Origin of the sequence: Kitasatospora sp. RG8 (genome assembly GCF_017813315.1) — a bacterium.
GTDB lineage: Bacteria > Actinomycetota > Actinomycetes > Streptomycetales > Streptomycetaceae > Kitasatospora.
Map to the genome: position 1 here is coordinate 62,497 of NZ_JAGIYX010000027.1, position 13,453 is coordinate 75,949.

A 13,453-nucleotide genomic window follows, 5' to 3' on the forward strand; every position below is an offset into this window, starting at 1 on the left:
CGCGATGTCCCACCTCGACCCCGGAATCGCCGCCCTCCAGGCCCAGACCGAGGCCAACATGGCCGCCGCCCGCGCGGCGGCCGCCGCCGCCGAGGCCGCCCGCCAGCAAGCCGAACAGCTCCGCCAGCAACAGGCCGCCGGCCAGGGAGGCAGCAAGTGACCCTCACTCACCAGGTCGTCTGCCGCTCCTACATCGGCGGCGGCACCCCCGTCCCGCCCACGCCCCCGGCCCCGCCCTCCCCCACCCCCGGCGGTGGCCGGTGAGCAGCCCCGAGGACCAGGCCTGGACCGGCCAGCAGATGGACGAGCTGCTGCGCCGGGCCCGCGAGATGCACGCGAAGGCGCAGGCCGAGAAGGCCGGCGGACAGCAGCAGTAGCCACGACACGAGAGGGGACCGCCCGTGAGGACGACCGAGGAGTACGACGCCTGGCAGGCCGGGCTGGAGCAGATGAACTGCGACTACGAGGTGGCCGACCAGGCCGAGTACGTCGCCTACATGGACGAGCTCGACGCCCGCGACGTCGCGCGCTGGGCCGACCCGGTCCTGGAGCAGGCGGCCACCGGTGGCGCGCTCCTGGAGCAGCGGCACGTCCTGCACGAGGCCGCGCACCCGGACCAGGTCGAGGCGCTGCGGCGCTTGGCCGCCCTGGCCTGACCGCATCGGTCGGTTGTCGTTCGCCGCCGCGCCCCGACCCGGACCACCGGGCGCGGGGCGCGGCGGTGTTCGACGGTGCCCGACGCACCGTGCTCACAGAAAGGGGGCCGTGATGGCCAAGGAGAAGGACCCGAAGCAGCAGTCCCGCGTCCGGATCAACCTCACCGGCAAGGCCGGCAAGGACACCAAGCCCGCCTCCCGCGTCCGGATCAACCTGACCGGCAAGGCCGGCAAGAAGTAGCACCTCGGTTGCTGTCGTTCGTCGCCGTGCCTGCCCTGTACCTCGGGGCCGGGGCGCGGCGGTGTTCGAAGGTGCCCGACGCACCGTCCCTCCAACCACAGGAGATCAGATGTCCGAGACCGCCACCGCCCAGTCCCCCGCCGCTGGCGTGCCGCAGCAGGGTACGCACCAGTACGTCCTCACCCTCCAGAAGCCGATGCCGAACGGCGTCGGTTACATGGTCTCCACGTCCTCCGGCACCTGCTCGCCGACCGGGATGAGCCGCCACGACCTCTACACCTGGCTGGTCGGCGAGATGGTCCGCCAGACCCCGCAGCTCGCCAGCGCCTCGACCCTCTTCTTCGACGTCCAGCCCAACCGGATCTGACCGCGCCGGTTGCTGTCGTTCGCCGCCGCCCCCGCCCAGCTCCACCGGGCGCGGGGCGGCGGTGTTCGACGGTGCCCGACGCACCCGTCCCACGATCACGAGGAGGACCACAGTGTTCCGTCTGATCCGCACCACCACCTGGACCGCGACCCAGCGCCGTCTGCTCGACACCGAGGGCGAGCTGGAGAAGGCCGTCACCATCCTCGCCGCCCAGGCCGCCGGCTGGGAGCCGCCGCAGCCGCCGGTCGACGGCGACCTGACCGCCGTCCTGCGGCACGTCGACGCCGGCGTGCGCGACGAGGCCGAGATGCACGCGGCCGACTACGCCGAGAAGCACCTCGACTCCGAGAACACGCTGGGCCTGGCGTTGGCCGAGCGCTGGACCGGCTTCCCGGACGGCAGCGCCGTCCACTACCTCGGCGCTGGTCGGTGGCTGCACTATCACCCCGGCCGCACCAAGCTCCGCACCAGCCGTGCCCACTTCTTCGCCGAGTCCGAGCGGATCGGCCTGCTCGACAGCCACAGCAGCAGCCGGGACCTGGACCCGGTGGCGAGCCTGCCCGTCCTGCTGGAGCTGCTCGGCGGCCACTACATCGACTACCGCGCCCCGGGCGTGGTCCAGCCGGCCTGACGCCGGACGCTTCCCCGAGAGGACGGATCCGCATGAGCACGACGTACGAGAGCCCGCCGCCGCTGGCCCCGCCAGTCGCGGTGAACGGCGGCAGTCGGCCGCTGAACACGCTGGGCCTGCCGGTCCAGGACCGCACCGCCGGCGCCCCGGCGGCGCCCGGAGCGCCGGAGGCCGAGAAGAAGAAGGGCCTGGACTTCGGGAAGGGCGACTGGACGCTCGCCGGCATCGGCGGCCTGCTCGCCGCCGGGGTGTCCACGATCGGCCTGATGGCCTCCTACAAGGCACTGGAACGCAAAGCCGCCCTGCCGGTGGCCAAGGGCGGGTGGGCGTGGGAGGACCCGTGGATGCTCCCGGTCGGCCTCGACCTGAGCATCCTGGCGTTCTCGATCATCAACCTGGTGCTGATCAAGGCCGACAGCGAGCTGGCCTGGGTGAAGTGGGTGCCGCGCCTGGGCGCGGCCGCCACCGTCTACCTGAACTGGCAGGCCGCCGCGACGCTGCCCAGCCAGCTCGGCCACGCCGCGCTGGTCTTCCTCTGGGTCGTGTTCTCAGAGGTCGCCGCGCACATCTACGCCGCGCACATCGGTGCGGTGCACGGGCGTGAGCGGATGGACGGGATCAGGTTCTCCCGCTGGATCCTCGCCCCGTTCGCGACGGCGGCGATCTCCCGGCAGATGAAGCTGTGGGAGATCACCTCCTACACCGAGGCTCTGGACCTGCTCCAGGCCCGCCAGGTGTATCGGGAGCGGCTGAAGCAGAAGTACGGCAAGCGCGGCTGGAAGAAGAAGGCCCGGGCGAACGAGCTGCTGCCCCTGACGCTGGCGCCGTACGGGCTCACGGTCGAGCAGGCGCTGGAGAAGCCAGCCGCCGAGGAGGCCGCCGAGCGCCTTCGCCAGGCCGAAGCCGAACTTCGGAAGGCCGAAGCGGACACGGCGGAGGAGCTTCGCCGAGCCGAAGCCGAGCTTCGCCGGGTCGAAGCCGAAGCCCAGATCAACGCCGCGAAGGCCAAGGCCCAGGCGGATGAGCTGGCCGCGAAGGCGGCGCTGGAGATCGCCAGGGCGGAGGCCGAATCGGCGGCTTCGGAGGTCCTTCGCAAGGCCGAAGCGACGCTTCGGCTGCGCGAAGCGGAGGCCGAGGCGGAGGCCAAGCGGCTCGCCGCGCAGGCCGATGCGGACGCGCTGAAGGTGGCCGCCGAGGCGCAGGCCGCTCTCGCCCGCACCCGCCGCGAGGCCGAAGAAGCCCAGCTCACGTGGGACCGGGAGCAGCGCATCGCCCGCTGGGACGAGCAGGAGCAGGAGCAGGTCCGGGCCGCCGAAGCGCAGGCGAAGGCCGCTGCCGCTGCGGCCCGGGCTGAGGCCGACAAGGCCCAGGCGGAGAAGGACCGCCAGGAGGCCGAGGCCGGCGCTGCGGCGGCTGAGCGGGCGCAGGCCGAAGCCAAGCTCCGGGCTGGCGAAGCCGAACTTCGCGCCGCTGAAGCGGTCCGGAAGGCCGCCGAATCGCAGGCCGCCGGCACCACCGCGAAGGCCGAGGCCGACCGCCTGGCGCAGGAGCAGCGCCTGGCCGCCGCCCGCGCGGCGGAGGAGGCCGCGGCCGCCGAGCTTCGGGCCGCCGAAGCCCGGGAGGCTGCTGCCGAAGCCGAGGCGAAGGCGCGGCTGACCCCGGCGGAGCGCGAGGCGCGCAAGGTCGCCGACTGGATCGAGGCCGAGGGCGAGGGCGTGGTGACCCTCTCCTACATCGAGCGCGAGCTCGGTGTCTCGCAGACAACCGCGAGCGAGCGGCGCAAGCGCGCCCGGCAGATCCTCGCCGAGCGGCGCGGCGCTCCTGGCACTCAGGCGTGAGCGGACACAGGCCCGGACGGGGGCGTTCGTACCGCCCCCGTCCGGGCCTCCATCCAACCACGCACAGCGCCTCGCACGGGCCATAACAGCACGTCAGAGCACATTCCATGTCCGGCTGCTCGTAGTCGGCCCCGACCACCTCGACCGGGGTGGGTGCGGGGCCGGCCACGGCCGTCCGGCCGACCCGACGCCCCACGGAGGACCGCATGACCCACGAAACGACGCCCGAGGACATCAACGCGCCGCTGCGCGGCATCGCGCAGAGCCCGGACGCGTTCGCCGCCTACCTCGCCAGCATCCAGCTGGTCCTGCTCGGCATCACCACCAACCTGGAGACCCTGCGGGACGAGACCCGCGTGCACCTGCGCGCCACCCACGTCGAGGGCGACAAGTTCTTCCACGCCCGGCTGCGCGCGATGCCGGTGGAGCGGGCCCTGAAGGACGTCCTCAGCCACGTCCACGCCCTCACCGAGGGCCTGGAGAAGACCACGTTCAAGCGCCGCGCCCACGCCGACGAGGTGAATTCCCTCCCCGGAAAGCGGAAGGAAAAGGCCCACGCCAAGGCGCAGAAGAAGAACCGCCCCGCGATTTCCGGTACGCCGGAAATCGGCGGAGGTGTTCCCGCCGCCCCGGATTCGGTATACGCTGCTCCTGCGTCGATTTACGACCTGGGTGACCGGCGGTCGGCGTGATGCGGCCCCTCACCAGTGTCGAACGCCGAACGGAATCCCGGCGCGACTGGTATATCGACGAGGAGCGCAAGGCCCGAGAATCCCGGGGCGAGCAGGGCGCGATGGAATTCTGGCTCCGCGTCACCCGCTCCCAGATCACGAAGGAGATCCGGGCCGGCCGCACCGACACGTGGGCCGCTTTCGCGCTGGTGGTCCGCCTGTTCCGGGAGGCGATGCGCAAGCGGGCGGCGGGCGACGAGCGGCTGTGGGGCGACCTCCTGCGGTACGCGCAGGACGTCGTGGACCGCACCCCGGGCGCGTGACGATCCGTGACCGATGAAGGCCCCGCCGGGCTCCGGCGGGGCCTCGCGCGCGTATCGCGTGCACACGTGCCCGTGCACACGCGTGCACACGAGAGCCCACTGTCTGTCAACCCCCTGCAAGGAAGGAGCTGACCCGTGTCCGACGACGATGACGACGCCGGTGCCGGAGCCGGCGGGACCGTGCTGACGTTCCCCGGAGGCGGCGACCCCTCGTACGTCCCGCCGCCGATCGCCTCCTACCGCGACACCGTCGCCGAGGAGGCGGCGCATTCGCGGGTCCCTCCGGAAATCCCGGAGGAAATGACGCTGGAAATCCCGGCCGTCCCCGTAATTGCGGGAGTGCCGGACCCGGCTGCGGTGCTGGCCGCCCACCGGAATGCCGCCGCCGTTCATTCGGATTCCGGGGAAATCGACAGTGAATACGGGGAGGGCGAATACGCGGACGACGAATTCGTCGTCCAACGTTCTCTCGCCGATCGTCTCGGTGACTGGCTGGACCACCGAATTGCGGTGGGGCAGCGGCGAATGGACACGGAATCCCCGCTGCGTGAGGCCGAGATCGCGCAGAAGGTCGCCAGACTGCAGGCGACGACGGATCGCGAGGTGGGCCTGCTCGGGCAGCAGGGCAAGCTGCGTGAGGCCCAGGTGAAGGCGCAGGCCGACCTCGCGGCGGCCCAGGGCAAGTCGGACGCCGCCGCCGCGAAGGCCGGCGGGAAGACGACATCGGGTCTGGGGGCCGACGGTGGCCGCGGCCGGTCCTCCTCGGCCGGGTCGGGCGGCTCCGGCCGGACCGGCGCAGGAGGCGGCTCCCCCACGGGCGGTCCGAAGGGCAAGGACACCGGCGGCGGCCCCGGCCCGAAGGGCAAGAACGCCGACTCCGGGGCCGGCAACTCCCCCAAGGGTGCCGGGAAGGGCCCTGGGGGCCCTGCGGGCGGGCGGGACCGGGGTGCGGCGGGCAAGGAGACCGGCGGCGGTCCGAAGGGCCGTCAGAACGGCGCTGGCGGACCCGACTCCCCCGGTGGCGGGAAGCCGAAGGCCGGTGGCCCGGGTGGGGCGAAGCAGTCTGCCTCCAGCCCCGCCTCCAGCCCTGCCTCTAGCCGCGCCTCCAGCCCCGCCTCCAGTCCGGCTGCCGAACGGTCCCGGGGGCGCGGTGAGCGGGCCGCCGCCCGCCAGGCCGCCCAGCAGCAGCGGCGCGCCACCGGCCAGACCGCCGGCCTCGCCGACCGCACCAAAGACCGCGACCAGGCCCGCGAGCGCCGGCAGGCCCGGTGGCAGGAACGGCGCGCCAAGAAGGCCGAACGCGCCGCCGAGCGCAAGGCGAAGAAGGCAGCCGCCGCCGACCCGGACCGCACCACCCTCGGGGCGGCCGTGGCGCAGCAGGCACAGCACCGCTGGGACAAGCGCCGCAAGAGCGCGGACAGGGAGGCGAAGCAGGCCAAGGCGGCCAAGGCCGAGGACGCCCGGGCCGCCCAGGAGGAGAAGGACGCCAAGGCCGCCGAAAAGGAGGCTGAGGCGAAGGCGGCTCAGGAGGCGAAGGACGCGGAGAAGGCCGTGCGGGAGGAGGAGGCCCGCAAGGCGAAGGCGGCCAGGGAGGCTGAGGCGAAGGCGGCCCAAGAGGCCAAGGACGCCGAGAAGGCCGCGAAGGATGCCGGGAAGGCGGCGAAGGCCAAGGCTGCCCAGGAGGCGAAGGCGGCCAGAGAGGCTGAGGCGAAGGCGGCTCAGGAGGCCAAGGACGCCGAGAAGGCCGCGCGGGACGCGGAGAAGGCGGCGAAGGCCAGGGCCGCCCAGGAGGCGAAGGACGCCAAGTGGGCGACGCGGAAAGAGGAAGCGAGGAGGAAGGCCGAGGAGGCGGCCGCGTCGCGGGAGGAGCCGGCCGGGCCGGTGTTCATTCCCTCCTACCGCACCGACCGTCCCGGGCCCGGAGCACCGCCGCGGGCCGGGCGGGGCGACGGTGTCGAGGACGTCCAGGACGCGGTGATCGTCGAGCCGCAGGCCCTGCCCCGCTCCCCCGAGCCCCACACCCAGCGTCCCGGCACGACAAGACCCGACCCCGAGCCCGACTCCGGGCCCGACCCGCAGGAGGACAGCGTGAGCACGGCTCAGCCCGTGTCGATGCCGGCGCAGCGCGGTACGCCCGCTCAGCACCGCACAGACGTGACGTTCGACGAGTACCTGGTGGAGGTCGCGAACATCGCGGTCGCCGCCAGCTTGGACAAGGAGCGGGCCGAGGAGTTGGCGGAGGCGTTGGCGCTGGTGGCGGACGCGCTGCGGGACATGGCCGCGGACCTGGTCGGTGACCACAACATCACCACGCAGGTCATCGACCAGGTCGTGGGTCTCGCTGACGCCGCGGACGAGATGAAGGTGCAGGCGCGGCGGTGCGCGGAGTCGTGCGCTCTGGCGTCCGAGGGCGCCTTCGAGGTGGCCGCCGCCGTCGCCCGCGTCTACGGCGCGGACCTGGACGCCATGGACGCGGGGGGCCTGACCGAGGCCTCCGCCGCCGCCCACCACGACTAGCAGAAACGGGAGGATCCGATGAGTGGACTCGACGTACGGGCGGGCGGTGTTCCGGTGCCGACCGACGGCGACAACCGGTTCAAGTCCGTCCAGCACAAGCTCAAGACCCTGGCCACGGCGATGGACGGCGCCACGGTCGAGCTGGAGACGCTGCGCATGCGCATCCACGCCAACGGCGAGCGGGCGGGTGAGCTGGCCGAGCGGATCGCCGCCGCCGACCTCGACGCGAAGTTCGTGGAGATGACCAACATCGTCTCCCTCGCACTGGGCGGCGCGGCGGTGGACATCCGCACGCTGCACGACACCGCGCAGGAGGTCGCGGCGCAGGCCCACGACACGCAGGTCACGCACGCGAAGCTGTACGGCGCGCTGGACGAGGTACGCGCCTCCCGCTCCGAGCGCACCCCCAAGCCCGGCTTCTTCAACCGCTGACCGGCTCCCGCAGGCCCGGCCCGACCCCACCTCCCGGGCCCACCGGGCCGGCTCGGCCCGAACATCCCCGACCAGACCCCCACGACGGGCGGTCCCGCCGATCCGGCGGGGCCGCCCGCCGCTTTCCCGAACCCGAACGGAGATTCGTGTCCCTGCCCCGCAGCGTCGCCCTGGAGCGCATCGCGTACACGCTGGCCGCGCCGGTCCTCGCCGCGGCCCCCAACATCGCCCCCGCCGGGTCCGTCGACACCGTCATCCTGCTCGCCGGCGGCGCGGGCGTCGTCGGCTCGCTGTACGCGATCCGCGGCGACAACGGTGCCGGCCGCCGGCTGGTGCGCCTGGCCCCGCTCACCCTGGCTGCCGCCGTCGACATCACCGCCCGTTCCACCCCGGGCTGGGGCTGGGACGCACTGCTGGCCGCCGGATGGGCGGCGGCCGGCTGCCTGGTGCTGCCGCTGTCGCGCGGCGCCCGGCGCAAGGTACGCCGCGCCATCACCGCCCCCGCCCCCGTCCCCCAGCTCACCCCCACCCCGCAGCCCGTGGCCGCCGACGGCGCGGACGCCCTCACCCGCGGCGTGCGCCAGCTATGGGAGCGGGCCGGCAGCCCCGGCCGCACCCTCGTCGTCAGCGCCCACCGCCACGCCGGCATGCCGCACGACCTGACGATGCTGCTGCGCGCCTGCGAGCCCGGCCGGGCGATCACCAACCTGCGCGAAGCGGACGTCGCCGCCGCGTTCGGCATCGCCGAGGGCGACATCACGCTGGCCCGCGTCACCCAGCAGCCCGGCCGCCAGGGCGGGCCGGGCTGGCTGGAGGTCAGCATCACCCCCGACGAGGCCCTGCGCCGGCGCACGAGGCCGACCGACCACGAGTGGTGGGCCGACACGATCGGCACCAAGGGCATCCCCGGGTCGGTGTTCGTCCGCAAGGTCCGTAACGAAGCACGGGGTGTCACCTACTGGACCGCGCACCTGCCCGACGGGGTGCCCGAGCCGCGGATCGACCAGGTCGCGCTGTGCCAGGCTCTGAAGGTTTCCTCCGAGGACGGCCGGGCGTTCGTCACCACGGCCGGCTCGGACATCCTCGTGTCGGTCTGGGACTCCTCCCCGCTCGTCCGCGTCTACCCGGCCACCCGGGAACTTCTCACCCCCGACGCGGAAGGGCGCTGGGTCGCGGGCTACCTGACCACCGGCCAGCCGGCCCGCAACCGCGTCTACACCGATCGGGGGGCCGCCCACGGCCTGCTGGTCGCCCCCACCGGCGGCGGCAAGACCCAGCTGATGGCGCTGTTCGTCTGCGCCGACGCCAACTTCGGTGCCGTGGTCTGGCTGGCCAGCCAGGCCGCCGACGAGAAGACCACCGCGCTCGGCGAGTTCGTCGACCGCCAGGGCTCGGGTGAGCTGTACATGGTCCGGGCCATGCGGGCGGCCCTCGCCCTGATGGAGATCCGCGCCAAGATGCCGTGGGCCGACGGCCGGCTGCACGACTGGGACCCCAAGCTCCCCGGCTGCCCCTACAGCCCCTTGAGCGTGTACTGGGACGAGTTCCTGACCGCCGCCCGCGAGGGCACCTACGGCCCCGAGATCATGGACAACGCCGAGGAACTGTCGGTCAAGGGCCGCAAGTACGCCATCGGCGAGAAGGTCGCCGGCCAGTCCGTCTACGTCCAGGACGGCTTCACGCAGCTGCTCAACGAGAACCTGCGCGAGCTGTGCATCCCGATCGTCCTCAAGGTCGCCCCGAAGAAGGTCGCCGACATGTTCAAGGCGCTCGGTGTCGCCCCCGAGAACGTCCCCGCGCCGCTGCCCCGCTCCTTCTCCAAGGCCGAGGACGGGCGTATCGACCGGATCATGCGGGGCGAGCCGGAGCCCCCCAACAACAGCAACACCGGCGGCGTCGGCTGGATCGTCGACGGCAGCAAGCCCGAGGTCATGCGGTCCCTCTACATGGACTTCTCCAAGCCCATCGACCACCTCTTCCCCGAGACGATCACCCGGCTCACCGACCACGAGATCACCGAACTGACCAAGCGTGGACTGTGGTTCGACTGGCAGAACGAGCCGCCGCGCCCCGGGGAGTTCGGCCCCGACAGCGACGAGCCCCGCAAGCCCCGCGGGGCCGGCAAGTCCGGCGGCCGCCACGACGCCATCACCTCCCCCCGCCAGGCCCTGGACGCCATCAAGAACCTCACCGGCGCCTGACACCCGACACCCGACACCCGACACCTGAACAACCGCGGTGGTGGCCCGGACCCGTCCGGGCCACCACCGCGCCCTGCCCGCATCCGCCCCAACCCACCCGCCAACGACCCGCCAGGAGCAACCGTGGCCGTTACCGTCTCCCTCGCCGTCCTCTTCGGCGTCATCACCGTCGTCCTTTACCGGAGCCGCGCCGTCGGTTTCTGGCCCGGCCTGGCCCTCGTGCTGTTCGGCTTCACCCTCGCCTCCACCGGCGCCGGCCCCGCCATCAATCAACTGCTCACCAACCTGGTCACCGCGCTCAGCAGCGCCGCCTCCTGACCCACCGCCATGCTGCCCGGCCTCACTACGCCCCGGAAGGACCCGCCCCGTGAACGCCCACCGCGCCCCCGCTTCCACCCCGCCCGGCGCCCGCCAGGTCAGCCCGGTCGACCTGCTCGTCGCCGAGGCCTGCCTCGACCCGCGCGTACAGCCCCGGCCCGTCGAGGACGCCGTCACCGCGCTCGCCGCCCTGCGGGCGGCGATGGAGCTGCACCGCCGCAGGGCGCTGCCCGCCGCGCCCCGGTGCCCCGAGCTGCCGCCCGGCCAGCCCCGCCAGGTCGTCTTCGTCCTGGACGAGGCCGCGTACCTGGCCGGGCAGTCGCGCACCGGCAAGCATTCCCCGGAGACGGCCCGCCTGATCGACCAGATCCTCGCCGTCGGCCGCTCCACCCGCATCAACGACTGACCACCACTCCGCCACCGCCACCCCGACCGTGCCCGCCGCCCCGCCCCGGAGCGGCGGGCACGACCTTCCGCGTCTGGGCCCCCACCGAGCAGTAGCCCGCCCGCTCCCGGCCTCTTCGGGGGCCTCCGGGCCTGCCCGCCACCGGCCGGGCCCGGAGGCCCCAGAAGGCGCCCGGCGCCCCCAGGCCCCAGCAAGCCCTTCCCCGCAGCCCTCTTGGAGGACCCCGTGGACAGCATCTACACCCGCCCCGCCTTTGCCGCCGACACGGCGGTCGACCTCAACGCCTACCTCCTCCAGGACGGCTTCGTCCCGGCCTCGCTCGACGGCCAGGTCGTCGCCGTCCCGCTCCAGCCTTCCCCCACCACCCCGGCCCTGATCCCCGCCCTGGTCGACGGCAAGGTGATCGCCGTCCCCGTGCACAACCCGCTTACCGCCGCCGCGCAGCCGCAGCCCGCCCCTGCCCCGGCCGCCCAGGCGCAGCCCGCCGCCGAGCAGGGCCTGCCGCTGGCCCTGCGTCAGGGCATCCTCTACGGCTGCGTCGGCGCGCTCGCCGTCGGTGGCCTGACCTGGATGGTCGGCGCCGGGGTCGGCGAAGTCGCGCCATACGCGGACCAGATCGGCAAGGTGCTGATGTGGGCGGCCGCCACGGTGGCCGCCGTGGTGATCGGCGTCGCCGCGCTGCTCGGCAAGCTCCGCTCCGTCACCTCCAGCTCCGCCGGGGCGTCTGCGACCGCCGGCGGCGACGGCTCCACCGCGACGGGCACCGTCCTCGCGATGTTCCACCGGCACACCGCGGTCACCGTCGGCAGGCAGTCCGCCGGGTGGAAGGGCACGGTCAACAACAACGTCCGCTGACCGGCCGCCCGGTCTCGCCCCCGGCCCGCTCCCGCCCGCCCCGCCGAACACCGGCCGGGCGGGCGGGCCGCCTTCCGGGGACGGGGCCGGCCGACCGGCCGACACCAGACGCGCCTGGAGGACGTCGTGACCATCACCGTCACCGCCACCGCCGACCCCACCCAGCCCGCCGACGTGGCCGCCGCCGCGGTCACCGCCATCACCGAGACCATCCGCGCCGCCGGCCGATGGTCGACCGCTACGCGCCCTGGCGGATCACCGGCACCCCCTACAGCGCCGCCCGCCTCACCGTCGGCGACCTCGCCGCCCGCATCGCCGACGTGCCCGAGCAGCTGCCCGTCCTGTTCTACGTCCCGGACTTCGACTGCCGCGACATCGCACCGCTGCGCTCCACCACCTGGGACGGTGCCCTCGTCCTGAAGAGCACCCCGGCCGAGCCCGACCCCGCCGCCCTGCTGTTCGACCTCGACCTGCCCGCCCCCGCCGACACCGCCGAGCCGGGCGCCCCGGCCCCCGCCGGCCACCGGGCGCAGCCGGGGGTGCTCACCGTCGGCGACCTCGCCCAGGTGCTGGTCGGCCTGCCCGACCACGCCCCGGTGACGGCCCTGGTGCCCGGCTGGAACGGCACCGACGAGCTCGTCGTGGACCGCGCCGACGACTACGGCACCTGCCTGGTGCTGGACACCGGCTTCCCCTCCTGCGACCCCTGCGGCCCCGACGACCTCGAGGACGCCGACGCCTGACCGGCCCGCCTCCACGGCCCGATCCGACCTCACACCACCCCGCCCCGAAAGGCACCCGAACCGTGAAGCTGCGCCTGCCCGTCTCCGCCCTCGCCGAGGCCGTCTCCTACACCGCCAAGGCCCTCCCGGGCCGCGCACCGGTCCCGGTCATGCTCGGCATGCTCCTGGCCACCTGCGACGGCGGCCTTAGCCTGTCGGCCGCCGACGGCGAGGTCCACGCGTCCGCCACCGTCTCCGCCGAGATCGCCGACGACGGCACCGCGCTGGTCCCCGGCCGGCTGCTGAACGACATCTGCTCCCGCCTGCCCAAGGCCGCCGACGTGGACCTGGAGCTCATCGACCAGGGCGCCCGCCTGGTCGTCGGCTGCGGCGCGGCCCGCTTCACCCTGCCGGTGCTGCCCGTCGAGGAGTACCCCGCGGTGCTCGCCCTGCCGGACGCGGTCGCCACCGTGCAGGCCGACGTCCTCGCCGAGGCCGTCGCCCAGGTCGCCATCGCCGCCTCCACCGACACCGCCCTGCCCGCGCTGACCGGCATCAAGCTGCGCCTGGAAGGCGAGCTGCTCCACCTCGACGCCACCGACCGCTTCCGCATGGCCCACAAGGAACTGACCGTCCGCCCGACCGGCACCCTCCCGGCGCCCGCGAAGCGCCGCGGGAAGAAGGACGGCGACGACCAGGCCGCAGCGCTGGTGCCCGCCAAGAGCCTCGCCGAGGCCGCGAAGGCCCTGGAGGGCGAGCACACCCTCACCCTCCACTGGTCCGAGGGCCTGCTGGGCCTGTCCATCCCGGGCGGGCGCACCTACATGACCCGCCTGCTGGACGGCTACGAGTTCCCGAAGATGGGCGGCTTCTTCGAAGGCGAGTGGCCGCTCACGCTGAGCCTGCCGGTCGCCGAGGCCGTCGCCGCCATCCAGCGCGTCGCCCTGGTCGCCACCCGCAACACCCCCGTGCGCCTGGTCGTCGAGCCCGGCGGCGAGCAGCTGCGCATCGAGGCCGGCTCCGGCGACGACGCGCAGGCCAGCGACCGCATCCCCGCCCACACCACCGGCACCGACACCGACGGCGCCGCCGACGGCCTGGTCCTCGCCTTCAACCCGACCTTCCTCACCGACGCGCTGAAGGCGCTCGGCACGAGCGAGGCCGAGCTGCGCGTGCGCCACCCGCACAAGCCCTCGTACCTGGCCGGCCGCCTCGGCGACGGCATCGACGCCACCTACCAGCACCTGGTCATGCCCGTGCGCCTGTCCGGCTGAC

The 13,453-nt window shown here is 73.8% G+C and carries 16 protein-coding genes; all 16 read left to right on the forward strand.

All coding sequences use genetic code 11. The features are described from left to right. Nucleotides 1-4 precede the first annotated feature (4 nt). The 16 genes from J5Y04_RS31215 to dnaN all read left to right on the forward strand — a co-directional run bounded on the left by J5Y04_RS31215 (nucleotide 5) and on the right by dnaN (nucleotide 13,452). The gene (locus J5Y04_RS31215; RefSeq protein WP_209415753.1) at nucleotides 5-160 is read left to right on the forward strand and encodes a hypothetical protein; all 156 of its coding nucleotides are present in this window, start codon (nucleotides 5-7) and stop codon (nucleotides 158-160) included. A 241-nt stretch (nucleotides 161-401) separates the two neighbouring features. After that, entirely contained in the window at nucleotides 402-656 is a 255-nt protein-coding gene (locus tag J5Y04_RS31220; RefSeq protein ID WP_209415754.1) for a hypothetical protein, read from the forward strand. 112 nt (nucleotides 657-768) lie between these two features. After that, nucleotides 769-897 (forward strand): hypothetical protein, encoded by a 129-nt coding sequence (locus tag J5Y04_RS43015; protein ID WP_256463586.1) that lies wholly within the window; start codon nucleotides 769-771, stop codon nucleotides 895-897. Nucleotides 898-1,006: 109 nt separating this feature from the next. Then, the gene (locus J5Y04_RS31225) at nucleotides 1,007-1,264 is read left to right on the forward strand and encodes a hypothetical protein (protein WP_209415755.1); all 258 of its coding nucleotides are present in this window, start codon (nucleotides 1,007-1,009) and stop codon (nucleotides 1,262-1,264) included. Nucleotides 1,265-1,376: 112 nt separating this feature from the next. Then, nucleotides 1,377-1,895, forward strand: coding sequence for a hypothetical protein (locus tag J5Y04_RS31230; RefSeq protein ID WP_209415756.1), 519 nt, complete (start codon nucleotides 1,377-1,379; stop codon nucleotides 1,893-1,895). 32 nt (nucleotides 1,896-1,927) lie between these two features. Then, nucleotides 1,928-3,733 carry a DUF2637 domain-containing protein gene (locus tag J5Y04_RS43315; RefSeq protein ID WP_209415757.1) on the forward strand — a complete coding sequence of 602 codons (1,806 nt, stop codon included), beginning with the start codon at nucleotides 1,928-1,930 and terminating at the stop codon, nucleotides 3,731-3,733. Nucleotides 3,734-3,939: 206 nt separating this feature from the next. Next, nucleotides 3,940-4,425, forward strand: a complete 486-nt coding sequence (locus J5Y04_RS31240; protein WP_209415758.1) for a hypothetical protein — start codon at nucleotides 3,940-3,942, stop codon at nucleotides 4,423-4,425. A 101-nt stretch (nucleotides 4,426-4,526) separates the two neighbouring features. Further along, the gene (locus J5Y04_RS31245) at nucleotides 4,527-4,727 is read left to right on the forward strand and encodes a hypothetical protein (RefSeq protein WP_245205797.1); all 201 of its coding nucleotides are present in this window, start codon (nucleotides 4,527-4,529) and stop codon (nucleotides 4,725-4,727) included. Between the two features lie 135 nt (nucleotides 4,728-4,862). Then, nucleotides 4,863-7,244, forward strand: coding sequence for an ATP/GTP-binding protein (locus J5Y04_RS31250; protein WP_209415760.1), 2,382 nt, complete (start codon nucleotides 4,863-4,865; stop codon nucleotides 7,242-7,244). An 18-nt stretch (nucleotides 7,245-7,262) separates the two neighbouring features. After that, nucleotides 7,263-7,676 carry a conjugal transfer protein TraB gene (locus tag J5Y04_RS31255; protein WP_209415761.1) on the forward strand — a complete coding sequence of 138 codons (414 nt, stop codon included), beginning with the start codon at nucleotides 7,263-7,265 and terminating at the stop codon, nucleotides 7,674-7,676. 146 nt (nucleotides 7,677-7,822) lie between these two features. Further along, nucleotides 7,823-9,877 (forward strand): chromosome segregation protein ParM, encoded by a 2,055-nt coding sequence (locus J5Y04_RS31260; RefSeq protein ID WP_209415762.1) that lies wholly within the window; start codon nucleotides 7,823-7,825, stop codon nucleotides 9,875-9,877. Nucleotides 9,878-10,000: 123 nt separating this feature from the next. Further along, entirely contained in the window at nucleotides 10,001-10,195 is a 195-nt protein-coding gene (locus tag J5Y04_RS31265; protein WP_209415763.1) for a hypothetical protein, read from the forward strand. A 49-nt stretch (nucleotides 10,196-10,244) separates the two neighbouring features. After that, nucleotides 10,245-10,601 (forward strand): hypothetical protein, encoded by a 357-nt coding sequence (locus J5Y04_RS31270; protein WP_209415764.1) that lies wholly within the window; start codon nucleotides 10,245-10,247, stop codon nucleotides 10,599-10,601. 225 nt (nucleotides 10,602-10,826) lie between these two features. After that, entirely contained in the window at nucleotides 10,827-11,456 is a 630-nt protein-coding gene (locus J5Y04_RS31275) for a hypothetical protein (RefSeq protein WP_209415765.1), read from the forward strand. 227 nt (nucleotides 11,457-11,683) lie between these two features. After that, nucleotides 11,684-12,199, forward strand: a complete 516-nt coding sequence (locus tag J5Y04_RS31280) for a hypothetical protein (RefSeq protein WP_209415766.1) — start codon at nucleotides 11,684-11,686, stop codon at nucleotides 12,197-12,199. A gap of 62 nt (nucleotides 12,200-12,261) precedes the next feature. Next, complete coding sequence (dnaN, locus tag J5Y04_RS31285) at nucleotides 12,262-13,452, forward strand: DNA polymerase III subunit beta (protein ID WP_209415767.1); 1,191 nt, start codon at nucleotides 12,262-12,264, stop codon at nucleotides 13,450-13,452. The last annotated feature ends 1 nt before the right edge of the window (nucleotide 13,453 follow it).

Bases quoted from the DNA above. Each gene is read 5' to 3' on its own strand.
- J5Y04_RS31215 (WP_209415753.1), top strand. From the start codon at position 5: ATGTCCCACCTCGACCCCGGAATCGCCGCCCTCCAGGCCCAGACCGAG.
- J5Y04_RS43015 (WP_256463586.1), top strand. From the start codon at position 769: ATGGCCAAGGAGAAGGACCCGAAGCAGCAGTCCCGCGTCCGGATCAAC.
- J5Y04_RS31225 (WP_209415755.1), top strand. From the start codon at position 1,007: ATGTCCGAGACCGCCACCGCCCAGTCCCCCGCCGCTGGCGTGCCGCAG.
- J5Y04_RS43315 (WP_209415757.1), top strand. From the start codon at position 1,928: ATGAGCACGACGTACGAGAGCCCGCCGCCGCTGGCCCCGCCAGTCGCG.
- J5Y04_RS31240 (WP_209415758.1), top strand. From the start codon at position 3,940: ATGACCCACGAAACGACGCCCGAGGACATCAACGCGCCGCTGCGCGGC.
- J5Y04_RS31245 (WP_245205797.1), top strand. From the start codon at position 4,527: ATGGAATTCTGGCTCCGCGTCACCCGCTCCCAGATCACGAAGGAGATC.
- J5Y04_RS31255 (WP_209415761.1), top strand. From the start codon at position 7,263: ATGAGTGGACTCGACGTACGGGCGGGCGGTGTTCCGGTGCCGACCGAC.
- J5Y04_RS31280 (WP_209415766.1), top strand. From the start codon at position 11,684: ATGGTCGACCGCTACGCGCCCTGGCGGATCACCGGCACCCCCTACAGC.